Source organism: Cupriavidus gilardii, from assembly GCF_017598945.1.
In the GTDB taxonomy this organism is placed as follows: Bacteria; Pseudomonadota; Gammaproteobacteria; order Burkholderiales; family Burkholderiaceae; genus Cupriavidus; species Cupriavidus gilardii_E.
Genome location: NZ_JAGFTW010000058.1, coordinates 333,412 through 358,883, shown reverse-complemented (window position 1 = coordinate 358,883; position 25,472 = coordinate 333,412). Strand labels below are relative to the sequence as shown.

At 70.3% G+C, this 25,472-nt stretch carries 22 protein-coding genes and 1 pseudogene; 8 read left to right on the top strand and 15 right to left on the bottom strand.

The features are described from left to right. Positions 1-42: 42 nt before the first annotated feature. The 4 genes from J5T34_RS22605 to J5T34_RS22590 form a co-directional block, all read right to left on the bottom strand. A complete protein-coding gene (locus J5T34_RS22605) occupies positions 43-1,203 on the bottom strand; it encodes a glycosyltransferase family 9 protein (protein ID WP_208583096.1) in 1,161 nt (386 codons plus the stop codon). Between the two features lie 17 nt (positions 1,204-1,220). Beyond that, positions 1,221-1,895: a DUF4254 domain-containing protein gene (locus tag J5T34_RS22600; protein WP_244259155.1), complete on the bottom strand. Its 675-nt coding sequence runs from the start codon at positions 1,893-1,895 to the stop codon at positions 1,221-1,223. A gap of 214 nt (positions 1,896-2,109) precedes the next feature. Next, complete coding sequence (locus J5T34_RS22595; RefSeq protein ID WP_208583095.1) at positions 2,110-3,162, bottom strand: alpha/beta fold hydrolase; 1,053 nt, start codon at positions 3,160-3,162, stop codon at positions 2,110-2,112. Between the two features lie 147 nt (positions 3,163-3,309). Then, positions 3,310-3,918, bottom strand: coding sequence for a TetR/AcrR family transcriptional regulator (locus tag J5T34_RS22590; RefSeq protein WP_208583094.1), 609 nt, complete (start codon positions 3,916-3,918; stop codon positions 3,310-3,312). 249 nt (positions 3,919-4,167) lie between these two features. Between J5T34_RS22590 and J5T34_RS22585 the strand changes: the two genes are divergently transcribed. The 5 genes from J5T34_RS22585 to fahA all read left to right on the top strand — a co-directional run bounded on the left by J5T34_RS22585 (position 4,168) and on the right by fahA (position 10,807). Then, positions 4,168-4,569 (top strand): helix-turn-helix domain-containing protein, encoded by a 402-nt coding sequence (locus J5T34_RS22585; protein ID WP_149316224.1) that lies wholly within the window; start codon positions 4,168-4,170, stop codon positions 4,567-4,569. A 403-nt stretch (positions 4,570-4,972) separates the two neighbouring features. Beyond that, the gene (locus J5T34_RS22580) at positions 4,973-5,932 is read left to right on the top strand and encodes an MBL fold metallo-hydrolase (RefSeq protein WP_208583093.1); all 960 of its coding nucleotides are present in this window, start codon (positions 4,973-4,975) and stop codon (positions 5,930-5,932) included. A gap of 66 nt (positions 5,933-5,998) precedes the next feature. Then, positions 5,999-8,041 carry an FAD-dependent monooxygenase gene (locus J5T34_RS22575; RefSeq protein WP_208583092.1) on the top strand — a complete coding sequence of 681 codons (2,043 nt, stop codon included), beginning with the start codon at positions 5,999-6,001 and terminating at the stop codon, positions 8,039-8,041. 61 nt (positions 8,042-8,102) lie between these two features. Then, on the top strand, positions 8,103-9,431 hold the full coding sequence (gene hmgA / locus J5T34_RS22570) for a homogentisate 1,2-dioxygenase (protein WP_208583091.1): 1,329 nt from the start codon (positions 8,103-8,105) through the stop codon (positions 9,429-9,431). An 89-nt stretch (positions 9,432-9,520) separates the two neighbouring features. Then, positions 9,521-10,807, top strand: a complete 1,287-nt coding sequence (gene fahA, locus J5T34_RS22565) for a fumarylacetoacetase (protein ID WP_208583090.1) — start codon at positions 9,521-9,523, stop codon at positions 10,805-10,807. A gap of 24 nt (positions 10,808-10,831) precedes the next feature. Here the strand turns inward: fahA and J5T34_RS22560 are convergent, their stop codons facing one another. From J5T34_RS22560 to J5T34_RS22520, 9 genes and pseudogenes are all read right to left on the bottom strand, one after another. Beyond that, on the bottom strand, positions 10,832-11,320 hold the full coding sequence (locus J5T34_RS22560) for a hotdog family protein (protein ID WP_208583224.1): 489 nt from the start codon (positions 11,318-11,320) through the stop codon (positions 10,832-10,834). A gap of 35 nt (positions 11,321-11,355) precedes the next feature. Beyond that, on the bottom strand, positions 11,356-12,159 hold the full coding sequence (locus J5T34_RS22555) for a beta-ketoacyl synthase chain length factor (protein WP_208583089.1): 804 nt from the start codon (positions 12,157-12,159) through the stop codon (positions 11,356-11,358). Beyond that, a complete protein-coding gene (locus tag J5T34_RS22550; protein WP_208583223.1) occupies positions 12,156-13,406 on the bottom strand; it encodes a beta-ketoacyl-[acyl-carrier-protein] synthase family protein in 1,251 nt (416 codons plus the stop codon). The genes J5T34_RS22555 and J5T34_RS22550 overlap by 4 nt, the downstream gene beginning before the upstream one ends. A 131-nt stretch (positions 13,407-13,537) precedes the next feature. Then, positions 13,538-14,368 carry a class I SAM-dependent methyltransferase gene (locus tag J5T34_RS22545; protein ID WP_208583088.1) on the bottom strand — a complete coding sequence of 277 codons (831 nt, stop codon included), beginning with the start codon at positions 14,366-14,368 and terminating at the stop codon, positions 13,538-13,540. Next, positions 14,365-15,219: a polysaccharide deacetylase family protein gene (locus J5T34_RS22540; RefSeq protein ID WP_244259154.1), complete on the bottom strand. Its 855-nt coding sequence runs from the start codon at positions 15,217-15,219 to the stop codon at positions 14,365-14,367. Before J5T34_RS22540 ends, J5T34_RS22545 begins: the two co-directional genes overlap by 4 nt. Further along, entirely contained in the window at positions 15,216-17,789 is a 2,574-nt protein-coding gene (locus J5T34_RS22535) for an MMPL family transporter (RefSeq protein ID WP_208583087.1), read from the bottom strand. Before J5T34_RS22535 ends, J5T34_RS22540 begins: the two co-directional genes overlap by 4 nt. Further along, positions 17,786-18,457, bottom strand: coding sequence for a LolA-related protein (locus J5T34_RS22530; RefSeq protein ID WP_208583086.1), 672 nt, complete (start codon positions 18,455-18,457; stop codon positions 17,786-17,788). The genes J5T34_RS22535 and J5T34_RS22530 overlap by 4 nt, the downstream gene beginning before the upstream one ends. Continuing rightward, entirely contained in the window at positions 18,454-19,407 is a 954-nt protein-coding gene (locus J5T34_RS22525) for an acyl-CoA synthetase (RefSeq protein ID WP_208583085.1), read from the bottom strand. The genes J5T34_RS22530 and J5T34_RS22525 overlap by 4 nt, the downstream gene beginning before the upstream one ends. Beyond that, positions 19,404-21,361 (bottom strand): annotated as a pseudogene (locus J5T34_RS22520) (AMP-binding protein). Before J5T34_RS22520 ends, J5T34_RS22525 begins: the two are co-directional and overlap by 4 nt. A 301-nt stretch (positions 21,362-21,662) precedes the next feature. Here J5T34_RS22520 and J5T34_RS22515 point away from each other — a divergent pair. From J5T34_RS22515 to J5T34_RS22505, 3 genes are all read left to right on the top strand, one after another. Next, positions 21,663-21,923 carry a phosphopantetheine-binding protein gene (locus J5T34_RS22515; RefSeq protein ID WP_006577304.1) on the top strand — a complete coding sequence of 87 codons (261 nt, stop codon included), beginning with the start codon at positions 21,663-21,665 and terminating at the stop codon, positions 21,921-21,923. Next, positions 21,923-22,702, top strand: a complete 780-nt coding sequence (gene fabG / locus J5T34_RS22510) for a 3-oxoacyl-ACP reductase FabG (RefSeq protein ID WP_244259153.1) — start codon at positions 21,923-21,925, stop codon at positions 22,700-22,702. The genes J5T34_RS22515 and fabG overlap by 1 nt, the downstream gene beginning before the upstream one ends. Positions 22,703-22,881: 179 nt before the next feature. Further along, positions 22,882-23,670: a glycosyltransferase family 2 protein gene (locus tag J5T34_RS22505; RefSeq protein ID WP_208583084.1), complete on the top strand. Its 789-nt coding sequence runs from the start codon at positions 22,882-22,884 to the stop codon at positions 23,668-23,670. A 239-nt stretch (positions 23,671-23,909) separates the two neighbouring features. Here the strand turns inward: J5T34_RS22505 and J5T34_RS22500 are convergent, their stop codons facing one another. Beyond that, positions 23,910-24,068 carry a DUF3309 domain-containing protein gene (locus J5T34_RS22500; RefSeq protein ID WP_006577307.1) on the bottom strand — a complete coding sequence of 53 codons (159 nt, stop codon included), beginning with the start codon at positions 24,066-24,068 and terminating at the stop codon, positions 23,910-23,912. A gap of 203 nt (positions 24,069-24,271) precedes the next feature. After that, positions 24,272-25,135, bottom strand: a complete 864-nt coding sequence (locus J5T34_RS22495; RefSeq protein ID WP_208583083.1) for an NAD(P)-dependent oxidoreductase — start codon at positions 25,133-25,135, stop codon at positions 24,272-24,274. Positions 25,136-25,472 lie beyond the last annotated feature (337 nt).

Below are 25,472 nucleotides of genomic sequence, written 5' to 3'. Positions count from 1 at the left end.
GACGGGAAGGCGTTGAACGGGAGGGCGGCCGCTGTCGCGACATCATGGCGCCGTTGCGGCAGCGCCGCGACAATCCTTCCCTTCGACGCTGGCCCGATACGCTTGCCGCGCCAGGCCGATCACCGCGTCGGCGGCAATCTCGTCCAGAAGGGAAGCGGTGTGGCCGCAATGGCCATCGATCGCGCGCGCCCCGCATACCGGGCAATGGACGCGATATGACACCGCCACGCGGTGCCAGCGCGCCGACAGCGGACCGTAGCTCCGCAGATTGCCGATCCAGTACAGCGTGACGGTGGGCACATCGAGCGCGCGTGCCAGATGCGCGGGGCCCGTGTCGTTGGAGACCACCAGGCAGGCGCGCGCCAGCAGCGCGGCCAGCGCGCCGAGCGACAGCGTGCCGGGCAGCGCCAGCGACCGATGCCGCATCGCGGCGGCGACCCGATGCACCAGCTCCACTTCCGACGGATCGCCGTTGATGGCGACCAGCGCGCCCTGCGCCGCCAGCGCATCGCCCACCGCAGCGAAGCCGTCGGCGTGCCATCGCCGGCGCGGATCGGTAGCACCGGGCTGCAGCACGACCAGCGGTCGCGTCATGTCGGCCACGGCTGCCACGGCGGTCGCGAGCTCGTCATGATCGCGCGCTCGCAACGACAGCCGTGGCGCGATCGCGCTTGCACGTGCGCCCACCAGCCCCACGCATTCGTGCAGCAGCAGGGCGCGCGGATGCAGGTCGATGTCGGGCGCCTGGTAAGGGAAATTGCGATCGAGCGCGCTGGCGCCCGGTGCGCGGAAGCCTGCGGTCACGCGTGCGCCGAGCGCGCCCACCAGCGGATTGCTGTACTGGCCGCCGCCATGCAGCTGCAGGGCCAGATCGAAGCGGCGGCGCTGCATTAGGGCGAGGAAATCGCGTAGTGCGTCGCCTTCTTCGGCCGCCGGCCCGGCCATATCGGCCGGCGCTGTCACGCCCGGTACCGCGGGCAGGCAGACCACTTCGTCGACCGGCCCCGGCCTGCCATCGAGAAATTCCGCATGCCAGCGTTTGCCCAGCAGAGTCAGTGTCGCTTGCGGATACGTGGCCTTCAGCGCCTCCAGCGCGGGCAGCGTCAGCACATAGTCGCCCACCGCGTTGGCGCGCAGCACGGCGATGCGGCGCACGTCGGGGACGATGGCAGTGGCGGGCTCGCCCGCGGCGCCGGCGGTCATGGCGGGGCAACCCGCCATCACGCCTCCCGCGCGCAACCCGCGGTATCGGACGCCGCCGCGGCCCCATACAGGAAGGGATTCAGCGCGGGATCGTTGTACATCTTGAATTGCCGATGCGCGCGGTAAGTGCAGCGGCCGGTCAGCATGCCCGACCACAGCTGGCGCAGGCAGTGGCCGAGGTGATCGCGTTGCTCACTGAGGCTGGCCAGCCTGGCCACGCAGCGCTGGCGGTGCGCATCGTCGGCGTCGTCGCGCTCGGCCTGCAGCGCCATATGGTGGACCTTCAGCGTGCCGATCGACATGCGGTCGATCAGCGAGCCGGCGGTCTCGCTGTTGACCCAGGCATCCGGCGCGGGCGCGATGCGCTCCGCGGCGAGGGCTTCGAGGATGGCGGCGTCCATCGCCTCGATCGCGTCGTTGCGCTGCTGGTTGTAGCGGTCGATGGCGCGCTTGTTGGCGACGATGGCGCTGTCCGGCACGTCGGTGCGGCGCGCCTGGTCTTCCTGTTCCCACAGCAGCGCGTTGCAACGGTGATTCTCGACGACGTGGGTCAGCAGCGGATGGCGCGCGGACAGGGTCGGCGCCGCCGGCCATTCCGGCATCGCCAGCGCGGCAAGGTGCAGGGCCTCGATCGCCGCGACATCGCACCATACGGTCGCCGCGTCGCACGGTAAGAGCGTGAGCGTCGTCATGCCGGCTGCCTCCATCAGCGTGGGCGCGGCGCGAGTCCGCGAACCGGTTGCGGGCAGAGCGCATGCGAGCAATCCGCATGCCGAGACGATGGCCGCGGCGGGCCGCGCATCGTGACGACGGTGGAACAGGTATCGGGAGGGTATTCGTGAGGGTATGGCGAGGCGTGCCGAAGGGGATCGACGCGCCGGAGGGCGGGCGGCGGGCCGGTAAGAATTACCGGACCATGCCGAGATCGCCTGCCCGCAGCGCCGAGCGTTCGGGCCGCTCGGCATGCGGCACCGGCACCGCGGTTCGAGAGGCGCCGCGCGGGGCCAGGCGCTGCGCGAGAAATCCGACGATCTGGTCCATCACACCGGCATCGCGCAGGATGCGCCGGTGGCCCAGCCCTTCGGTAGTCAGCAGCGTCGCAGCCGGCCAGGCGCCGGCGATGGCGGCACCATCTTCCCAGCGCACCTCCTTGTCGTGGCGATCGTGAATGACCAGCGTCGGCGGGACCGGCCGGCAGCGGCCGATGTCGGGCACGTTGAACGCGCCCCACGGCATGCCGAGCCACTGCTCGCTGTTGCGCTGCACCCGCGCCAGGACGGCGGGCGCCACGCCAAGCTGCCAGGCCAGCGTGGCCGAAGCATGGCGCATGTCGGCGGGCGCGCCGATCAGCACCGCGGCATCGACGGGCAGTCCCTCGCGCAGCGCCAGCGCTGCCGCGGCGCCGCCGAGCGAGTGCGCGATCACGGCATGGATCGGCCCGGCGTGCCAGGCGGCCGCCAGCAGCGCGCGCGACATCTCGATCAGCGAACTCTGGCCGGGGCCGAGCGCACCGGCATCGGAGGCGCCGTGCGACAGCGCGTCGAAGGCGACCACCCGGTGCCCGGCGGCGAGCAAGGCCGGCACCAACGCCTGCCAGTGCGCGGCATTGCCGCCCCAGCCATGCGCCAGCAGCACGGCCGGGCCTTCGCCATGCCAGCGGTAGACGCGCACGCGGCGTGTCGCGCCACCGCCCGTCACCAGTGCCCAATCGGCGCGGGCGCCGGCGAGGAAGGCTTGCCCCGCGGCATCGACGTTCGCTTCCGGCACGCCGAACCAGGCACGTTCGAAGGCGCGCGCGGTCTGCTCGGGAAACAGCGCCGACGCGGTCTGCCAGCGCAGGCGCCGCCATGCCAGCCCGGCCTGCGCCAGGCGCGCGGCGATCTGGCCCGGCAACGCTTGGCCGGGGCGATGGGGAGACAGGGCCTGTGTCACGATATTCACTCCGTTTTGCGGTTCCATCCCAAGCCCGTCGACCTCGCTGTACGGCCCCCTCGTGCTTCCCTCGGGCCTCGATAAGACCGACCGGTCGTGCTATTTATCGGCGAAAACATGAGCCGAGGGAAAACGTTGCTTCATGGACCAGCGCAGGCGTTCGGCGCTGGCGGCCTATGCAAGCTGCGCGGCCGCGCGTTTGCCGCGCGTGACCAGCGAATTGAACGCGCGGCGCGCCATCGCCTGAGCGTCGGCGCGTCCGAGCATCTTCAGCGATTGCTGGAAGGCCATCACGATGCCGGCCATCTCGAAGGCCAGCTGGCGCGGTTCCTCGTCCGCGCCGAGGCTGCCGTCCTGGATGGCGTCGCTTGCCACGCGGACCACGATGCCGTTCCAGTCCTTCAGCGCGCGGACCAGCATGTCGCGGATCACGCCGGGCCGGTCGCGATATTCCTGGCCCAGCGCCATGAACAGGCAGCGGCCGCCGGAGTCGGTGCTGCCGATCCATTCGAGCTGTCCTTCGAACAGCGCGCGCAGCCGGGGGACGCCGCGCGGCTGGCGCAGCGCGGGCTGCACCACCATCGCCGTGAAGCGCGCGATCGCCAGTTCCAGCACGGCCTGCTGCAAGGCCTCCTTCGACTTGAAGTGCGCGTACAGGCCGCTCTTGGACATGCCCGTGCTCGCGGCCAGTTCGGCAAGCGACAGCTGCTCGAATCCGATCCGCGTGGCGGCGTCGAATGCCTGAGCGATGATCGCGCTACGCGTCAGATGGCCTTTTTGCATGCTGGGAAGAATAGCACGACCGGTCGGTCTGTCAAACCGAACTTGGCGCTAACGAGGCCTATTCGCTATTGTGGAAGCACGGGCACTTCGAAGGGCCCGATATCGAGATGGCAGGGGCTGGAGGAAAGCCGACCGGCACAAATCGTGAATTCTGTAAAAGTGTTTCCCTGATTACATACGGAACGCGACGTGTGCTCTATACTCGAATGCACGTCCGCGCACTTTCTTTTTTGGTGACTGGAGACCGATATGAACAGTACAGCCGTGCCACGAGGCGCTAGCGAACCGTTCCGGCAACTGCGGGCGCTGCGCCGTGCGCGCAAGCTCAAGCAGGAGGACGTCGCCCGCAAGGCCGGGATCTCCCGCGAGGCATATCTGCGCGCGGAGTCGGGCCAGGCCGATCCCCGCATGTCCACCTTCCTGGCCGCCTGCGAGGCGCTGGGTCTGGAGGTGGTGCTCGCCCCCCAGCATCTGGCGCAGGACGTCAACGCCTTCATCGCCAGCCGCAACGGCGGCGTGACCGCGGCCTCGATGGCCGGTCCGGCGGGCGGCGCATCGGCGTCCTCGGCTTCGTCCGCCTCCTCGGGCGGCGGCACGTCCGGCGCGGGTGGCATGGGCACCCCGCAGGGCGAAGGCCAGAAGCCGGTCTGATCCTGTCATTGTTTCCCTCGCGGCCGGCATTCGTCCGGCCGCTGGTTTTCACACCGCGCGGATATTGACCGCGTCCGGCGTGGCCGCCTTCGTTCGTCCGGGCGAAGTTGTATGCGTCTTCCCTCCGTTTCCCCCAATCCGTCTTGATCCCGCTGCTCCGCCGCGTCACATCGTGATGCCGGTGTAGTCGCCTTGCGCCTTTTCCGTCGCTGCGTGCCGCTTTCGGAGGCGAACCGGATTGACACCCTTCGTGTCGCTGATTACGATTCGGTAAACTCGTTTCTCAATACGTAATGAGATGTCGGTGCTGGCCTGGCCGTCGCACCGAGGCGGCCTATGCTGGAGGCGGAATCGCCCCGACCCAGCGAACGAAGCAGAACGAAGCAGAACGGAGACAAGCCCCATGTCCAAAGCCTTTGCGTCGCAAGCCGACCTCGAAGCGAAGCAGGTCACCTTTACCCGGCTGTCCGAGAACGCCTACGCCTATACCGCCGAAGGCGATCCGAATTCGGGCGTGGTGATCGGCGACGACAGCGTGTTGATCGTCGACACCACCGCCACGCCGGCGATGGCGCAGGATCTGATCGCGCGCATCCGCACGGTGACCGACAAGCCGATCAAGCACGTGGTGCTGTCGCACTACCACGCGGTGCGCGTGCTGGGCGCGTCGGCCTATTTCAGCGAAGGCGCGCAGAACGTGATCGCCAGCCGCGGCACGTACGAGATGATCGTCGAGCGCGGCGAGGCGGATATGAAGTCGGAGATCGAACGCTTTCCGCGGCTGTTCGCCGGCGTCGAAACGGTGCCTGGATTGACCTGGCCCAACGTGGTGTTCGAGCGCGAGCTGACGCTGTTCCTCGGCAAGCTCGAGGTCAAGATCCTGCATCTCGGTCCCGGCCACACCAAGGGCGATACCGTGGTGTGGATTCCGTCGCAGGAGATCCTGTTCTCCGGCGACCTGGTCGAGTACGAGGCCGCCTGCTACTGCGGCGACGCACAGCTCGAGGAATGGCCGGCGACGCTGGACGCGCTGCGTGCATTGGAGCCGCAGGCGCTGGTGCCGGGACGCGGGCCCGCACTGACCACGCCCGAGCAGGTGGACAAGGGCATCGCCTACACGCGCGACTTTGTCAGCACGCTGCTGCAGCGCGGCCGCGAGGCGGTGGCACAGAAGCTGGATCTGAAGGGTGCGATGGCGCATACGCGCGCCGCGATGGACCCGAAGTTCGGCCACGTCTTCATCTACGAGCACTGCCTGCCGTTCGACGTGGCGCGCGCCTATGACGAGGCCAGCGGCATCAAGCATCCGCGCATCTGGACCGCCGAGCGCGACAAGGAAATGTGGGCGGCGCTGCAGGATTGAACCCCGGCGGCATGCTGGCCGGCGCAGTCCGCGGGACAGCGGGCGCGGCGGCAGGATGGAGACGATATGGAAACCACAGCTCAGGGCACAGCTCAGCGCACAGCGCAGGCAGGCGACAACACCCAGTCCCGCACCTTCGCCTACCGGCCCTGCGCCGAGCAGCAGCCGGGTGCGCAAGCTGTCGTGCGGCCCGTGGTCGTGATCGGCGCCGGTCCGGTCGGCCTGTCGACGGCGATCGACCTGGCGCAGCAGCAGGTGCCGGTGGTGCTGCTCGATGACGATTGCACGCTGACCAGCGGTTCGCGCGCGATCTGCTTCGCCAAGCGCACGCTGGACATTTTCGATCGTCTGGGCTGCGGCGAGCGGATGGTCGACAAGGGTGTGCGCTGGCACGTCGGCCGCGTGTTCTTCGATCAGGAGCAGGTCTACAGCTTCGATCTGCTGCCCGAGAGCGGCCATCATCGTCCCGCCTTCATCAACCTGCAGCAATACTCCGTCGAGGGCTATCTCGTCGATCGCGCCGGCGAGCTGCCGGGCCTGGAGCTGCGCTGGCGCCATCGCGTCAGCGGTTTGCGGCAGGAGGCCCAACGGCCCGATCGGGTCGTGCTGACGGTGTCGACGCCCGACGGCGACTACACGCTGCTGGCGCGCTACGTGGTGGTGGCCGACGGCGCGCGCAGTCCCGTGCGTCAACTGATGGGGCTGCAAAGCCAGGGCCGGACGTTCCGCGACCGCTTCCTGATCGCCGATGTGCGGATGGCAGCCGGCTTTCCGGCCGAGCGCTGGTTCTGGTTCGATCCGCCGTTCAACCGCAACCAGTCGGTGCTGCTGCACCGGCAGCCCGACAATATCTGGCGCATCGATTTCCAGCTGGGCTGGGATGCCGATCCCGAACAGGAGCGCCAGCCCGAACGCGTGATTCCCCGGCTGCGCGCGCTGCTCGGCCCGGATGCGCAGTTCGAGCTCGAGTGGGTCAGCGTCTACACCTTCTCGTGCCAGCGCATGGCGCGCTTCCGCCATGGCCGCGTGCTGTTCGCCGGCGACGCCGCGCATCGCGTCTCGCCGTTCGGCGCGCGCGGCGCCAACAGCGGCGTGCAGGACGCCGACAACCTGGCGTGGAAGCTGCGGCTGGTGCTGGCCGGGCTGGCGCCCGACGCGCTGCTCGACACCTATGCCAGCGAGCGCGAATACGCGGCCGACGAGAACATCCTGCATTCGACCCGTTCGACCGACTTCATCACGCCGAAGAGCGCGGCCAGCCGCGTGTTTCGCGACTCGGTGCTGCGGCTCGCACGCCAGCATCCATTCGCGCGCCAATTGGTCAACAGCGGCAGGCTGTCGACGCCGACCGTGCTGACGCCGTCGCCGTTGAACACGCCCGATACGGCGCCGTTTGCCGGCGCGATGGTGCCGGGCGCGGTCTGCGCCGATGCGCCGGTGCACGTCCTCGGCGGTGTGAAAAAGGGCGAGAGCTGGCTGCTGCCGCATCTCGGCAAGGGCTTTACCGCGCTGGTGTTCGCCGATGCCGATGGCCTGTCGCCGACCGCGTGCGCGGCGCTGGAACAGGGGGCCTCTGCGCCGGTGCCGATCCAGGTCGTTTGCGTGGTGCCCGCGGCCATGCCGCCGTCTTCATCGCCAACGCTGCCGCACGGCGCGGTCGTGCTCGAGGATATCGAAGGACTGGCCGCACGCCGCTACGACGGCCAGCCCGGCACCTGCTATCTGCTGCGCCCGGACCAGCATGTCTGCGCCCGCTGGCGCGACATCGAGGCCGATGCGTTGCAGGGCGCGCTGCGCCGCGCGCTCGGCATGATCGACGTGCAATGGCGCGCCGAGCCGGCACAGTCGACGCCGCAGGCCGCGCAGCTCGTCACCGAACCGAATCTCGCGCAGCCGGACGACGTCTACGAATCGCTGCTCGAGATGCATCGCGATCTGAGCGATGCGCAAAGCCAGGCCGCCAACGCACAGCTGATCCTGCTGCTGGCCAACCATATCGGTGATACCGCGGTGCTGCGGCAGGCAATGGCGCTCGCGCGCGCCGCCGTACCGCCCGCGGTGCCGAATCCGCAGGCGGAGGCTGCGGTGCCGATTCCCTTGCCGGCATAAGCAGATCCCTTCAAGCCAATCCTTTCCCGAAACCTTACCCAGACCGTCTGTCAGGACCACCATGACCCAAGCACTACGCCAAGACATCGACGCCGGCGCGCTGCGCTACCAGTCCGGCTTCGCCAACGAGTTCGCCACCGAGGCGCTGCCCGGGGCGCTGCCGGTCGGACAGAATTCGCCGCAGCGCGCGCCGTACGGCCTGTACGCCGAGCAGCTGTCCGGCACCGCCTTCACCGCGCCGCGCGCGCACAACCGCCGCTCGTGGCTGTACCGCATCCGCCCGGCGGCGATGCACGAGTCCTTCGTCAGGATCGAGCAATCGCGCATCGTCAGCCGCTTCGACGACGTCGCGCCGTCGCCGAACCAGATGCGCTGGAGCCCGCTGCCGATGCCCGACGCGCCGACCGACTTCATCGACGGCATCGTCACGATGGGCGGCAACGGCGGCCCCGACGCGATGGTCGGCTGCGGCATCCACCTGTACCTGGCCAACCGCTCGATGCAGGGCCGCTTCTTCTACAACGCCGACGGCGAGATGCTGATCGTGCCGCAGCAGGGACGGCTGCGCCTGGCCACCGAACTGGGCGTGCTCGAGGTCGAGCCGCAGGAGATCGTGGTGGTGCCGCGCGGCGTGCGCTTCCGCGTCGAGCTGCTCGACGGCGAGGCGCGCGGCTATATCTGCGAGAACTACGGCGCGTTGCTGAAGCTGCCGGACCTGGGCGTGATCGGCTCGAACGGGTTGGCCAATCCGCGCGACTTCCAGACCCCGGTGGCCTGGTACGAGGACGTCGAGGGCGATTTCGAGCTGGTGGCCAAGTTCCAGGGCAATCTGTGGCGCGCGAAGATCGGCCATTCGCCGCTGGACGTGGTGGCCTGGCACGGCAACTACGCGCCGTACAAATACGATCTGCGCCGCTTCAACACGATCGGCTCGATCAGCTTCGACCATCCGGACCCGTCGATCTTCCTGGTGCTGCACAGCCCGTCCGATACCGAGGGCGTCGACAACATCGACTTCGTGATCTTCGGCCCGCGCTGGCTGGCGATGGAGCACTCGTTCCGTCCGCCCTGGTTCCACCGCAATATCGCCAGCGAGTTCATGGGCCTGATCGAAGGCGTCTACGACGCCAAGGCCGAAGGCTTCGCCCCGGGCGGTGCCAGCCTGCACAACTGCATGAGCGGCCACGGCCCCGACGCCGAGACGTTCGCGCGCGCCACCGAGGCGGACACCACCAGGCCGCACCGCATCTCCGACACGATGGCCTTCATGTTCGAGACGCCGACCGTGATCCGCCCCACGCGCTACGCCGCCGAATCGGCCGCGCTGCAGTCCGACTACCAACGCTGCTGGCAAGGGCTGAAGAAGCATTTCAACCCGAACGTGCGCTGATGGCGTGCACTTGCCGCCGATTGCCGCCGATCGCCGCCGATAGCATCAACGTACCGAACCGTACCCAAAACACCGAACGCATTGCATCCATGACCCAAGCCCAATCCTCCCGCAGCTGGATCGAATCGGCCAACGACGCCGCCACCCCTTTCCCGCTGCAGAACCTGCCGTACGGCGTGTTCTCGCACGGCGCCCAGGCCCCGCGCGTTGGCGTGGCGATCGGCGATCGCATCGTCGATCTGTCCGTGCTCGATGAAGCCGGCCTGCTGCCGGCCGCGGTCCGCGGCACCTTTGCCGCGCCCGTGCTGAACCGCTTCATCGCGCTCGGCCGCCCGGTCTGGCGCGAGACCCGCCAGCGCATCGCCGCGCTGCTGTCTGCCGACACGCCGACGCTGCGCGACGACGCCGCGCTGCGCGAGCGCGCCGTGGTGCCGATGGCCGGCGCGAAGCTGCACCTGCCGGTCGACATTCCCGGCTACACCGATTTCTACTCGTCGAAGGAACACGCGACCAACGTCGGCCGCATGTTCCGCGACCCCGACAACGCGCTGCTGCCGAACTGGCTGGAAATCCCGATCGGCTACAACGGCCGTGCCAGTTCGGTGGTGGTCAGCGGCACGCCGATCCGCCGCCCGAACGGCCAGATCAAGCTGCCGAACGAGACGCGCCCGATCTTCGGCGCCTGCCGCAAGCTCGACTACGAGCTGGAGATGGGCTTCATCGTCGGCAAGGATTCGGCGCTGGGCGAGCCGGTGCGCGTCGACCAGGCCGACGACTATCTGTTCGGCATGGTGCTGCTCAACGACTGGAGTGCGCGCGATATCCAGCAGTGGGAATACGTGCCGCTGGGGCCGTTCAATTCCAAGAGCTTCGGCACCTCGATCTCGCCGTGGGTCGTCACGATGGACGCGCTCGAGCCGTTCCGCCGCGACAATCCCGAGCAATCGCCCGAACCGCTGCCGTATCTGCGCCAGTCGGCGCGCAACGCCTACGACATCGAGCTCGAGGTCGCGCTGCGTCCGCAGGGCGCCGAGCGTGCCGAGCGGATCAGCCGCACCAACTTCCGCGCGATGTACTGGACCATGGCGCAGCAGCTGGCTCACCACACGGTGTCGGGCTGCAATGTCCGCGTCGGCGACCTGATGGGGTCGGGCACGATCAGCGGCACCACGCCGGATTCGTACGGCAGCCTGCTGGAGCTGACCCGCAACGGCAACGAGCCGCTGAAGCTGGCCGGCGGCGTGGAGCGCGGCTTCCTGCAGGACGGCGATGAAGTGGTGATGAGCGGCTGGTGCCAGGGCGATGGCTATCGCATCGGCTTTGGCGAGGTCAGCGGCGAAGTGCTGCCCGCACCGAAGGTCGCAGCCCAGGGCTGAGCGCCCAGGCGCGACAACCGCACGTCACGCTCGGCCGGCAACAGCGCAGTCGGCCGGCGTGGCATCGAGCACCACCGCCGCGCGCCCCGTCAGCAGCACGGCGTCGCCGGCGCGCAGCGCGAATTCGTAGAGCACCTGACGTTCGTCGCCGCCGATGCGCTCGGCCTCGATCGTCAGCGGGCCCGCCACGGTATCGAGCCGCTCGGCGTGGATCTCCACCTTGCGCACGCTGGCCAGATAGCCGACACGCGGCGCGGCCGCGGCGCCGGTCCGCAGCAGCGCGCCATGGACTGCCATCGCCTGCGCGGCATATTCGATGCCGCACAGCGCTGCGAGCCTGCCTTCGGCACGCAACGGATGATCGGGCGACGCATGGTTGCGCGCCTCGCAGCGGATGCGCTGCGCATTCCAGTCGACCACCTCGTCGAGCAGACACATCGCGCCGCGATGCGGGATATGCGCGGCGATCCAGTCGCGGCCCACCGGCGTGCCGGGCGGCATGCCGGGCGGCATGCCGGTTGCCGACGGTTCGACGTTGTTGTCTTCGTTCACCGCCATGGCGCGACGTCGACGCGCAGCCGCAGCGCGTCCAGATAATCGAGCACCGCCGTGGCATCGTCGCCGCGCGCCAGCCCCTGCAGCAAGGGCAGGGCGCGCGCGGCCGGGATGGTGGCGCGCAGCGCTTCGAGCGCGGCGTCAGCCATCGGCGTCGCTGCGTCGCCGTCGATCACCAGGGAAGGCCGCAGGCTCGCCAGCGTCGTCGGCCCCGGCTCGGCGGTCAGCACCAGCGCGAGCCCGAACACATCGGGGATCGGCCGCGCGCTGCGCAGCGGCTCGGGATAGTCGGTGTCGTAGGCAATCAGCACGCAGGGCGCGCCGGTCGCCAGCACCTGGCTGTAGGCGTCGAGCAGCCCGGCGGCAAAGCTGCCGTCGTGCGCGCACATCGCATTGGACGGCGCCATCGCGCCGGTGGCGATGCTCCAGTAGCCGGCCGGCGCGTTGTGCACCGAGTTGTGGAAACGGGTCGGCGAGATCAGCGGGTCGTCGCCGGCCAGCGATTCGCAGATCGCGTGGTAGTTGTGACCGTCGGCGCCCGAGGCGCTGAACACGGTCGCCAGCGTGGCGGCATCGCGTCCGCTGGCGGCGATCGCCTGGCGGCCGACCGCCAATGCCAGCTTGACCGCGGGGCCGGTGCGCCGGCGCTCGGCTGACGGCAGACCCTCCGGCGCGGGCAATGCGGTGGCGGCGGGCGAATAGGGCGCCTGCCCGCGCAGGATCGCGGCGCCTTGCTGCCAGTCGGTCAGCCCCGGGCCGAGCAGCCCGATCCCTTCGACAAACACCGGCGCCGTCATCGCGGTTCGCCCCGCAGATGCACGTCGGCGCGGCCGAACAGCAGGCTGCAATTGGAGCCGCCGAAGCCGAAGGCATTGCTCATCGCGTAGCGCGGACGCGGTGCCGCATCGGGCGTCGGGGTTTGCAGCAGATAGTGCACCGGCAGCGCGGGATCGAGCTCGGTATCGGCGATGCCGGCCGGCAGCCAGCCCTCGCGCAGCGCCAGCGCGCTGATCACCGCCTCGATCGCGCCGGCCGCACCCAGCGTATGGCCGGTCGCGCCCTTGGTCGAGCTGCAGGGCGTCGTGCCGAACAGCGCCAGCACCGCCTTGCCCTCGGCGGCGTCGTTGCTCGGCGTCGCGGTGCCATGCAGATTGATATAGTCGATGTCGACCGGCGTCAGGCCGGCGTCGGCCAGCGCCTGCTCCATGGCCAGCCGTGCGCCGAGCCCTTCCGGATGCGGGCTCGACATGTGATGCGCGTCGCTCGATTCGCCGACGCCGCACAGCAGCACCGTATCGTCCGGCATCGCCGCCGCTGCCACGGCAGGCGAACCTTCAGGCAAGCGTTCGAGCAGACCGAAGGCGCCGCCTTCGCCGATCGAGATGCCGTTGCGGCGCGCGTCGTACGGCCGGCAGGGCTCGGCCGACACCAGTTCCAGCGAATGGAAGCCGTACAGCGTGGTATGGCACAGCGAATCAACGCCGCCCACCAGCGCCGCGTCGATCAGTCCGGCCTGGATCATGCGGCGTGCCGAGGCGAAGACCTTGGCGCCGGACGAGCACGCCGACGAGATCGCGGCCGCGGGGCCGGTCAGACCCAGATACGCGCGCACGAACGCCGGCAGCGAGAACGGGCTGTGCCGATGCGCGTATTCGAAGCCCGCCGGCAGCGCGCCGGTCGCGGCATCGCGCCGCCGGTAGGCCTGTTCGGTTTCGAGGATGCCGCCGGTGCTGGTGCCGAGGAACACGCCGATGCGATGGGCGCCGTAGCGCGACATCGCCTCCCGCACGCGTTCGGCAAAGCCGTCCTGCTCGAGCGCCATCCGCGCGAGCCGGTTGTTGCGGCAGTCGAAGCTGGCGAATTCGGCGGGCAGCGGCGCGTCGTCGACGCCGGCAACTTCGCCGACATGGGTGCGCAGCCGCACGTCGCCGAAGCGGCACGGCGCGAGGCCGCTGCGCTGGGCGCGCAGCGCGGCGGAGGTCGCCGCAAGGCCGCGACCCAGACAACTGGTGACGGTGAAATGGGAAAACTGCAGCGCAAGCACGGACGAAGACGGGGACAGCGGACGATCGGGATGCGAGGCGGCGCGATGCGAAGCCGCGCCGGAGTGGCCGGTATTGCCGGCGTTGCCGGCATGGCGGTCGGTGGCGGGCACCGAGGGGCGGCGCGATTGTATCAAAGCGGCTCCACCTCGCCGGCGGCGGTCACGGTGCCGCGGCGCTGCGCCGGTCCCGGTGTTCCGGCGCCATGCTGGACCTCGGTATCGAGCGTACCGACCATCAGCACATTGGCGCCATGCGCATCGCGCGGCAGCGGCACCTCGCGCAGCGTCATGCCCATGCCGCGCAGCAGCGCACGCCACTCGTCGGCGGGCCGGCAGGTCAGCGGACTGGTGCGGCCGGCGCGCAGCCACTGCACCACGCGGTCGACCGCGCGGCTGTAGCGGGCCCGCCAGCCGGCGCTGGCGTCGCCGACCCGCATCAGCAGCCGCCCGCCCGGCGCCAGGCAGCGCAGCGCGTCCCGCAGCAGCGCCTCCTGCGCGGGGCGGTCGATGTAATGCAGCACGTCGAGCAGCACCACCAGGTCGCAGGCCGCGGCGACCTCGGCCACCGCGGCGCGGGCATCGGCCTGGCGGATTTCGGCCGGCCACGGTCCCGGCTCGGCCAGCGCGGCGCGGGCACGCCCGGCGTCGGCCGGGGTCAGTTCGATGCCCAGATAGGAGCGCGGCACCGGGGGCGCCGGCCATCCCGGCGGCCAGCTACCGGCATGGCATTGCTGCGCCGCCAGCAGCCAGCTCGCCAGCAGGCCCTGGCCGCAGCCGATATCGAGAATGCGCGCGCCGTCCGGAATCAGGCCCTGTGCCAGCGCGATCGCAAAGACCGGATCGTTGCGCAACTTGAAGCGAGCGAAATGGACCGCAAACGGGTCGGCTGCGCGGTAGCGGGCGCTGGCGCGCGCGATCAGCGCCTCGCCGGCCGAGCCGGCGGCATCGGTCCACCGCGTCATGCCGGCACCCCCTCGCGCAGCGTCACATAACGCAGCCCCGCCTGGTCGATGGCACGCAGCACACGCGGCAGCACCACCAGGATCATCGGCGTGCCGCTGCGGTCGGTGCCCGGGTTGCCGTCGTGCATCAGCAGGATGTCGCGCGCGGCCAGGTCCTTCAGCAGCCGCGCTTCGACCTTGTCGGGGTCGCCACCGCGGAAGGTATCGAAGCCGCGCCGCGTCCAGCTCGCAAGCCGCAGCCCGTGCCGGCACAACGCGGGCTCCAGCAGCGGATTGCGCAGCCCGGCCGGTGCGCGGAAGAAGCGCGGCACCTGGCCGGTCAGCTCGGTCAGCAAACGCTGGGCTTCGCCGACCTCTTTCGTGATGCGCCCGGGGCCGAAGGTCGAGAAGTGCAGCCAGTGATGCTGCGTATGGTTCTCGATCGCATGGCCCCGGCGCACGATGTCGGCCACCAGATCGGGATGGCGCAGCGCGCGTTCGCCGATGCAGAAGAAGGTGGCGCGGGCGCCGTGTGCGTCGAGCAGGTCGAGCACGGCCGGCGTGACCTCGGGATTGGGGCCGTCGTCGAAGGTCAGCGCGATGCTGTGGCCGGCGCTGGGCGGCAGCCGCAGCAGGTTCGGTCCCAGCAGCGTGCTGCGCGGCCACAGCCCGGCGCCGGCCAGCAGCAGATTGGCGGCGACCACCGAGCCGGCGGCCCAGGGCAGCGTGGCCGGCTGGGCCAGCACCGCGGCCACGGCGCCGAGGTGAACGGCGGCCGCGCCGCCGATCAGCGCCGACGGCCGCCAGCTGCGGACCGTGCCCGGCGCGGCGGTCGATTGCGGCCCGGGATAGGAATTGCGCATGCGCGTCATGGACTTGCCTCCTGATCGTGACCGGCCTGGGTCGGACGGGGCGCAGCGCCCAGCATGGCCGCCGGTGCGAATACCGCCGAGAACAGCAGCGCCAGCACCGCGCCCGGACCGACCGTCTGGCCGAAGGCCTGCAACAGCGGCAGATGGGATAAGCCTAGCAGACCGAAGGCGGCCACCGTGGTGAGGTTGGCGAGCAGCAGCGACACCAGCGTGCGCGGCGCGATGGCCGCCGGCTCGCCTGCCGCGGCCTTGTCGGTTGCCCCGGCCGCGCCATTGAAGAACAGCGCGTAGTTCGACCCCACCGCGACCAGCAGCAGCATGCCGACCAGGTGCAGCAGCGACAGCGTCTTGCCGGCCAGCGCCAGTGCGGCGATCACCACCAGCGCGGCCGCCGCCAGCGGCAGCAGCGTGGCCACCACGCGGCGCGGCGAACGCAGCGCCATCAGCAGCAGGATCGCGATGGCGGCGGCCCCGCCCAGCGACAGCCGCAGCGCCTCGCGCAGATAGCCGGCATAGAGCCGGTCCGACTCGCCCTTGAGGTCGACGAACAGCGCATCGGCGACGCCGGCCTTGGCGATCGCCTCGCGGATGGCGGTGGGCACTGCTGTGGGCGACTGCGCTGCGGCCAGCCCCGGGCTTGCCGCCGCAGGGGCCTCGGCCGACGCCGGCGCACGCAGCGGCAGCGTCGCGGTCCAGCGGCCGTTGTGCTCGGTCAGCAGCGCATCGACCGCCAGCGCCATGGACGTGCCGCGCAGGTCGGCCCGCGTCAGCGGCTTCATCTCGCGCACGCGAGCGACCTCGTCGAGAAAGGGCACGAACAGCGTCGGCTTGACCGGCAGCCCGGCCACGGCCGCCTGCAGCCGTCCGGCCAGTTCGTCGCGCGGCGGCAGCGCCGCCAGCCGCGCCAGCTGGGTCGTCTCGCTCGGCAGAAAGCGGGCAGGGCTGTCGAAGCCGCCGAGGACGCCCTGTGCGACCAGCGGCGCGAGCTGCGCGCCGACGCGCTCCGCGCCTTGCAGCGCGGCCTGTTCGGTGGCCGCGGAAACGGTGACCAGATAGCGCACGTCAGGCGCACCGAGGTCGGCCCGCAGGCTGGCATCGACCGCCTGCGTGTCCGCCGGCACCGGGCTCAGCGACGTCAGTTCCTGGCTCCACAACGGCGTGCGCTGCACGGCGACGATCCACACGAGCGCCAGCGCGGCGGCCAGCACCAGGGCCAGCGCAGGCCAGCGCAGACGCGGCGCATGCGCCGCGACTCGGGCCAGCCGGTTGCCGAGCGGCCGCAGATCGCGCATGCGCCAGCGCGCGGGGATCAGCTGCGGCAGCACGAAACGGGTCACCAGCGCGGCGGTGGCCAGGCCCGCGATCGAGAACAGGCCGAGCTGCGCCAGCCCCGGAAAACCCGACAGCAGCAGCGAGGCGAAGCCGCAGATCGAGGTCAGCACGCCGAGCCGCACGGTCGGCCAGAACGCGCGAGTCCAGCGTTCGCGCACGGCCGTCGCGGCGGCGGCTTGCGCCTGCCCATCGCCATCCCGGTCCTGCGCCCGGTCCTGCGCGGTCTGCGCGAACAGATAGATCGCATAGTCGACCGACTCGCCGATCAGCGTGGTGCCGAAGCCCAGCGTCAGGCCGTGGACCATGCCGAAGCCCAGGCCGACCGCCGCGGTGCCGGCCAGCACGCCCGACAGCACCGGCACCAGCCCGAGCGCCAGCGCCGTGGGCGAGCGATAGACGAACCACAGCAGCGCGACGATCACCGCGATGCCGATCGCCGACAGCCGCTCGACTTCGGCGCGGATGGTGTCGCGCGTCTGCACGCCGATCGCGCCGGGGCCGGACATCACCAGACGGAATTCCCCGGCCTTGGCACCCGACTCGGATACCGCCTCCGCAAAGGCCGAGCGGATCGCCTTCATGGCCTGCGCCTGCGCGTCGAGGTCCGAGCCTGGCGCGGCGGTCTGCGCCAGCAGCACCGCGCGCTTGCCATCGCGCGAGGCCCAGACACCGTCGCGCATCGCCGCACCATGGCTCGGGTCGAGATCGGCCAGCAGCGTCGCCACCTCCCCGGTCGGATCGCGCGGCAGCAGCGGCTTGATCATCAGCCCCGCCGACGAGCCCAGCAGATCGATGGTGTCGCCGATCGCCGCGCGCAGGCCGGCTTCGGTGAAGCGCTCGGGCGTGACGGCGGGACTGAGCAGATAGCGGTGAGCGAACAGATAGCGCTGGTCGCGCTCGCGGTTGACCGGCTCGCCATTGCCGATCGCGGCAAACGACGGATTGCCGCGCAGCTTGCCGGCCAGCGCCTTCGACAGCGCCGCGCGCCGGGCGCCATCCTGCGCGCCGCCGCCTTCGATCCCGATCAGCAGCAGCCGCGACACCAGGCCGTCGCGCAGCTGATCGACCAGCAACTGCTGTTCGGCAGTCGGCGCGCGCGGCAGGAAGGCGGACAGGTCGGCGGTGAAGGTCGTGCGCGCCACGATCGCCGCGCAGGCGAGCACGAAGGCCAGCCAGAGCGCGACCGCGAGCCGCGCGGGAAACGTGCGGGCAAGCAAGCGATGGCCGGCCTGACTCATCGGCTGCCGGTCGGGACGATGGTCATCACCGAGCGGTCGCCGTCGGCCTGGCGGATCTCGACCCGTTCGAGCCGCTCGCCGGCGCCGTCGATGCGGATCGCCGCGATGGCCGCGGCCATACGGCTGTCGGATGGCGTCAGCGTCAGCGTCCACCGTTTGGCGGTGCCCTCCAGCGCGAGCCGGTAGTACTGCTCCAGCGCTTGCCGGTTGCCGGCCAGCGTGCCGCGCAGGCTCTCGATAAAGGCCGCCAGCTCGGGATGGTTGCCCAGCGGAATGGTGGTCTTGCGGCCGGCACGTTCGACCGTCAGCATGTCGCCGTGCACCAGCAGCGTCTCGGCTTTGGGCGCCAGCGTGCGTTTTTCCAGTCGGTCCGGGGCGACGAAGCGCAGTTCGCCGCTCGATTCCAGCGGCCGCTCCAGCATCGCCATGTACTTCTTCTCGACGAAGCGGGCGCGGCCGGAGGGTTGCCCGGCCAGCGTCGCCATCAGCCGGTCGACGCTCCAGGCGGCGTCGGCGCGTGCCGGTGCGGTGGCCGCCGATGCCGCGCTCGCGGCTGCGGCCAGCGGCAACTGACAAGCCAGGGCCACGCAGCACGCCGCCCCGAGACGAACGGCAAGCGCAAGACGAAGCGAGCCAAAGCCTTGGATGTTCCGGGTCATCGACATCATGCGTCCGCAGGCGTGCGCGCCGCCGCCTGCCAGAAATCGTAGAAGTTGAACCAGTTGTACGGCGCCGCCCGGCAATGCCGCTCGAGCAGGTCGACATAGCGGCGCAGCGCGGCCTCGATGGCGGCCTCGCGCTCGGCCGCCGGCGTCGCCGAGAAGTCGGCGATCGTGTCGAAATGAATGTCGTAGCGGTTGCCGCCGCGATACAGCCCGGTCATGAACAGCACCGGCCGGCGCAGCATCGCCGCCATCCGCAGCGGTCCGGTGGCGAAAGGCGCCGGTGCGCCGAGGAATTGGCAGTGCCGCATCGGGTCGGTGGCCAGACGGGTCAGCGTGCGATCGGCCAGCAGACCGAGCAGGTAGCCCCGCTCCAGATAGTCGCGCGCCTGCAGCATCGCGTCGAGCCGGCCCAGCGCGATCACGTCCTGCCGCACCGCGGGATTGATCGCCGCGAGCACGTCGTTGAGGCGGCTGGCGTTGTCCTGGTACATCATCACCGCCAGCCGCAGCGCAGGATAACGCTGGCCGACCGCGCGCACGGCCTCGAAGCTGCCCAGGTGCGCGCCAAACAGAAAGGCGCCGCCGCCGCGCGCGATGGCCTGCTGGATGATCGGCTCGCCGTGCACGCGGATATCGAACAGATCCAGGCGGCCGTTCAGCAGATAGACGCGGTCGTGGATGGTCGAGGCGAAGGCCAGGCCCTGACGAAACACGTCGGCCACGCCGGCCGGGCGTCCCAATGCGCGCGACAAATACCGCCGCGAGGTGCGGCGTGCGGCCGGCGAGATCAGCAGATAGATCGCCACCACCGGCCACAGCAGCACGCGGCTGGCGCGCCGGCCCAGGCGCAGCGACAGCCAGCGCATCGCGCGAAGCAGGCGCAGATGGCTGCGCTCGGGCTGGCTGCTCCAGTCCTCGGCGGGCGCCGCGTGGCTCTTGTGCTGTGCCGTCATACCGCCGTGTCGGTCGGCGCCCCCGGGCCAGGCAGCGTCAGCATGCCGCTGGCGACGGTGCGGCCCGGGGCTTCGAGCTCGAAACGGACCGTTTGGGCTGCCTTGTGGTCAGCGTCGTGGTCGGCGTTGTGGTGCGCGATGTCGTCCGCGGTGCCGTCACCCACGCACGCATAGCGGACCGCGACCGGTTCGTTCGGCACGACCGTCGCCAGGAATTTCACCGAGGCGAGACGCGAAGGTTGCGGCGCCCGCCCGAGCGCGGCGGCGATGCGCAGCACCGCGTGGTCGAGCAGCACCACGCCGGGCACGATCGGCTGGCCGGGAAAGTGGCCCGGTAGCGCCGGATGGCCGGACGCGATGGTGAAGACGCCGGCGCTGTTCATGCCGGTCCCAGCACGGTGGTGGCCGCGCGATCGCCGTGGCGGGCGCCGTGGCCGGCTTGCAGCCGCGCCACCAGCGGCTCGAGCAGATCGCGCGGCAGCTTGCCGGTGGCGTTGCGCGGCAGGCTGTCGACGAAGAACACGCGCCGCGGCAGGAACGCCGGATCGATGCGCGTGCGCAGCGCCTGCACGATATCGGCCGCGGTCAGCCCAGGCGCCACCACCAGCGCGGTCAGGCGCGCCTCCTTGCGGAGCCCGCCGGCAGGCTCGCCGCGCGGCATATGGAAGACGCCGTCGATCACGCCCGGAATCGCGTTCAGATGGTGGTTCAGATAGGCCAGCGAGGTCCGCTTGCCGGCAATCTTGATCAGGTCGGCCTTGCGGCCGTGCAGCAGGAAGCGGTGGGCGTCGAGCGGTTCGATCTCGTCGTTCAGCGCCACCGGCTGCGGCAGATGGGCGCCGCTGGCCAGCCACGCCGGGCCGTCGTCGGCATCGTCGCCAACGGTCGTCGCTTCGGCACGTGGCGAGCGGTCGAGCCGCAGCGTCACGCCGGGCAGCAATTGCCAGGCCGCATCGTGGGCGGTGCGGCGCGTGGCGATATGGCCGGTCTCGGTGCTGCCGTAGATCTCCAGCAGCGGCGCGCCGGTGCGCGCTTCGATGTCGCGTGCGAGCCGCGGCGCCAGCGGCGCGGTGGCCGACAACAGCCTTGCCACCGCCGGCAACTCGACCGGCGACAGCTGCAGCGTGCGCAGATGCACCGGCGAGGCCACCAGCACACGCGGCGCCGGCACCGCGGCCAGCGCGGCGGCGACGTCGTAGGGATAGAACGGATGGGCCGCGCTCAGCGCCACGCCGCCGTGCAGGGCCAGCATCACGGTGCATTCGAGCCCGTACATGTGCTGGGCCGGCACGGTGCCGACCAGCGTCGCGCCGGCAAGCTTGTCGATGCCAAGCCTGGCCGCCGCCGCGCGGGCATTGCGCACCATCTCGCCCCAGGTCTTGCGATGGGGCATCGGCAGGCCGGTCGAGCCCGAGGTGAACAGATAGGCGAGCGTGCGGTCCGCCGGGATGTCCGGGATGTCCGGGATGTCCGGGATGGCCGGAATGGCGACAGCGCCCGCGTGTTCGGCAGTGTCCTGATCGGCAGCCGGCAGCGTCACTCGCATGCCCGGCATCCCGACTTCGCAAGCGCAGCCAGGGCCATCGTGCAGGCAGAAGGTGTCCGGCGCGAAGCTGGCCAGTTCGCGGACCATCTCGGGGGTATGCGCCGGCGGCAGCAGGCTGATCTTGTCGGCCAGCAGGGTCGCGCACAGGCCGACCGTAAAGAGGTAGCGGTCCGCGCACATGTTGAAGACGTGGCGGCCGGCCGGCAGCCGGGACGCCAGATGGCGGACGTCGGCCAGAAAACGCGCCACGGTGATGGGGGCGCCGTCCCGATAGGCGACGATCCGGTCGCTGCGGGTATGCGCAATCAGCGGCAGGGTCCCGGCGGACGGATGCGCCAGGGCGCCGCCGGCAGGGCGGGCGGCAAAACGCGATGGGCGCGATCGGCGCGGAATGCGGGACACTGGCATGGCGGCGCGGTCGGGGCGTCGGCGCGGCATCGGCGGAGGGCGTGCAGTGCACTTCCGCGGCCGCAGCGAAGCGATCCGGTCATCGATCTGTGGGGACTATGGCTGGAAGACCCGAAGTGTGGGGCTTCCGTTTCTCGCCGTGGCGGCGAGGTTGTTACCAAATTTCACCCGTGTGGAGTGAACCCGGTGGGCTTGGTAGCATTGCGCCCGAAGGCGGTGCCGCAGTATACCCCACGGCTTTGCGCGGCCCCGGCTCCGGCCCGGGCGCCCGCCGCGACGACATAACTTACATTTAGCGACAATGACCGATCTCGAAATCGAACTGGCCCGGATGATTCTCGGCGAACTGGACATTACCGAGCTGACGCTGGACCAGGTCACGGCCGATACGCCGCTGTATGGCGAAGGCTTCGGCCTCGATTCGATCGACGTGCTGGAAATTGCACTCCTGATCTCCAAGAAGTACGGATTCGAGCTGCGCTCGGACAATCCGGACAACAAGACTATCTTCGCGACGCTGGGCAGCCTGGCGGCCTACACCGCCGCCAACCGTACTCGCTGATGCCCCGGACGTCCCGGTCGCACCGGTCGCCCCGGTCGGGACCTGCGCCCGCACGCAAGCTGGCCCTGGTCACCGGCGGCAGCGGCGCGCTCGGCCAGGCCATCTGCGAGACGCTGGCCGCCGGCGGCTGCCGCGTCTGGGTCCATGCCAACCGGCGGCTGGACGAGGCGCAGCAGGTCGCCGCGCGCATCCGCGCCGCCGGCGGCGAGGCCGAGGCGATCGCCTTCGACGTGACCGACCCCGACGCCACCGAACACGCGCTGCAGCGCATCCTCGCCGACGGCCCGGTGCAGGTGCTGGTCAACAACGCCGGCATCCACGACGACGCACCGATGGTCGGCATGACGCGCGAGCAATGGCGCCGCGTGATCGACGTCTCGCTGCATGGCTTCTTCAACGTGACCCAGCCCCTCTTGATGCCGATGATGCGAACCCGCTGGGGGCGCATCGTCAATATCGCATCGGTGGCAGGCCTGATCGGCAATCGCGGTCAGGTGAACTATGCTGCAGCCAAGGCGGGCGTGATTGCGGCCACGCGCTCGCTGGCGATCGAGATGGCGTCGCGCGGCGTCACGGTCAACGCGGTGGCGCCGGGCATCGTCGATTCGCCGATGGCGCAGTCGGCCTTTCCGCCCGAGCGGGTCCGCGAGCTGGTGCCGATGGGGCGGGCCGGCCAGCCGGAAGAGGTCGCGGCGATGGTCGCCTATCTGGTCTCCGAGGCGGCCGGCTATGTCACCGGCCAGGTGCTGTCGATCAACGGCGGCATGGTGACCGGCTAGCGTGACGGTACGGCGGGCCCGCCCGGCATGCGGCCATCGGATACAGACAAAGGGATGAACAGAGGAACCAACGGGACATCACAAACGTCGAGGAGAAGGTAGCAGTGCGCAGACAGGGGCCGGCGCTCGCGCAGCGCGCCAGGCCGGCCACGGACAACACATTGATGGAGCACGGCCGCATGACCGAACGTTCGACCACGCATCTGGTGATCATCCCGAGCTACAACCCCGGCCCCAAGGTGCGCGAGGTCGTGCGCGAGGCGCGAGCCCAATGGAACCCGGTCTGGGTCGTCGTCGACGGCAGTACCGACGGCAGCACCGAATGGCTGCAGCAGCAGGCCGAGGCCGATCCCGGCCTGCGCGTGCTGGTGCTGCCGAAGAACCGCGGCAAGGGCGCCGCGGTGCTGCACGGGCTGGAGCAGGCCGCCGCCGAGGGCTACACGCACGCGCTGACGATGGATTCCGATGGCCAGCATCCGGCCGCGATGATCGGCAAGATGCTGGAGCTGTCGCGCCGCAATCCGGACGCGATGGTGCTGGGCAAGCCGGTGTTCGACGACAGCGCGCCCCGCGCACGGGTCTACGGACGGCGCCTGAGCAATGTCTTCGCCGATCTCGAGACGCTGTGGGCCGGCATCGGCGACTCGCTGTACGGCTTCCGCGTCTATCCGATCGCGCCGCTGTGCGCGGTGATGCGGGGCAACCGCTGGATGCGCCGCATGGACTTCGATCCCGAGGTCGCGATCCGTCTGTGCTGGCGCGGCGTGCGGCCCATCAACATCGATACTCCGGTGCGCTACTTCCGCGAGGACGAGGGCGGCGTGTCGCACTTTCACTATGTCCGCGACAACATCCTGCTGACCTCGATGCATATCCGGCTGGTGATCGGCTTCCTGCTGCGGCTGCCGATGCTGGCGCTGCGCCGTCTGGGCGAACGCAGCAGCGCGGGGACGAAACCGGCGGCTTGAACGTCTCGGTCCCCGGCGGTTTGCTCCCCTCTCCCGCCCCGCGGGAGAGGGGCCGGGGGAGAGGGCCCGGGGGAGAGGGAACACGGCCCTGGCATTCCACCCCGGCACCCCGGCCTCCCGGCATCCCGCCACACCAAAAAGAAAAGGCGGTCTCTCGACCGCCTTTTCACCTTCCCGTCGCCCCCTGTCCCCAAACAAGGCGGCGGGAAGGCATACCGTTACCGCAATGCCGCCTCGCGCTACAACCTGCCCATGACAACCAGCGCGATCACGATCAGCAGGATCAGGCCAAGCCCGCCGCTGGGCCAGTAGCCCCAGCCGCTGCTGTAGGGCCACGAAGGCAGTGCGCCAATCAGCAGGATGATCAGCACGATCAGGAGAATGGTGCCTAGAGTCATGGGAGGCTCCTTTGCCGAGGGCTAGCCTGGCGGGTTTGTTCGTTGGTCTTCAGTACCGTGCCACCCCTTGGCGCCGTTCGGCCGCCGCGGGGTCCGCTCCCGGTTGCTTCAACGATAGACCCGCGCCACCGGGCTCCCACCCGGTCCGGCGCTGAAAGCCATGTAGGAATCGGACGACGCGCGCGCCGATTCGTCCCGGCGGCTTAGTCGCGCAGGCGCCGGATCAGCGACGAGGTATCGTCGCGGCCGCCGCCGTCGCGCTGCAGCTCGGCGTAGAACTGATCGACCAGCGCGGTGACGGGCAGCGTCGCACCATTGCGGCGGGCCTCATCGAGGCACAGGCCGAGGTCCTTGCGCATCCAGTCGACTGCGAAACCGAAGTCGAACTTGCCTTCGACCATGGTCGGGCCCCGGTTCTCCAGCTGCCACGAGCCGGCGGCGCCCTTGCTGATCACCGACAGCACGAGCGGCATGTCGAGCCCGGCGCGCTGGCCGAACGCGATCGCCTCCGACAGCCCTTCGAGCAGGCCGGCGATCGCGATCTGGTTGACCATCTTGGCGAGTTGCCCGGCGCCGGGGCCGCCGATGCGGGTGACCGCACGGGCGAAGGCCGAGATCACCGGCTCGGCGCGCGCGAACACCGCCTCGTCGCCGCCGCACATCACCGTCAGCACGCCGTTCTGCGCGCCGGACTCGCCGCCGGACACCGGCGCATCGAGGAAATGCAGGCCGCGCGCGTTGGCCTGCTCGTACAGTTCGCGCGCCACGTTGGCGCTGGCGGTGGTGTGGTCGACGAAGATGCAGCCGGCCGGCGCGGCATCGAAGGCGCCGTCGGGCCCGGTCAGCACCGCACGCAGGTCGTCGTCGTTGCCGACGCAGCTGCAGACCAGCTCGGCATCGCGCGCGGCCAGCGCGGGCGTGGCCGCCGCCTGGCCGCCGAAGCGCTCGACCCAGGCCTGGGCCTTGCTCGCGGTGCGGTTGTAGACCGTGACCTGATGACCCTTGGCGGCCAGATGGCCCGCCATATGAAAGCCCATGACGCCGAGGCCGAGGAATGCGACACGCATGACTGCTACTCCGTGCTGTTATCGAATGTGGAAGGGAAAGTTCGGTGAGACGCGCTGCGTTGGCGCGTGGTGTGGGGCGCCCCAACCGGATTCGCGGCGCGCCAGGGTCATGAGTATACGGGCGCCGTTTTCCCTCTCCCCCGACCCCTCTCCCGCACGGCGGGAGAGGGGAGCGCGTTGGCGGCATTGGACAGGCCGGGGCACCCGCATCCTCTCTCCCTGCTCCGGCCGAGAGGGGCAGCATAGGCAGGAGCCCGGGCCCTCCCAATGCCGCTGGCAGGCTCCCCTCTCCCGCTTGCGGGAGAGGGGCTGGGGGAGAGGGAAAAGCGCTCGCCAG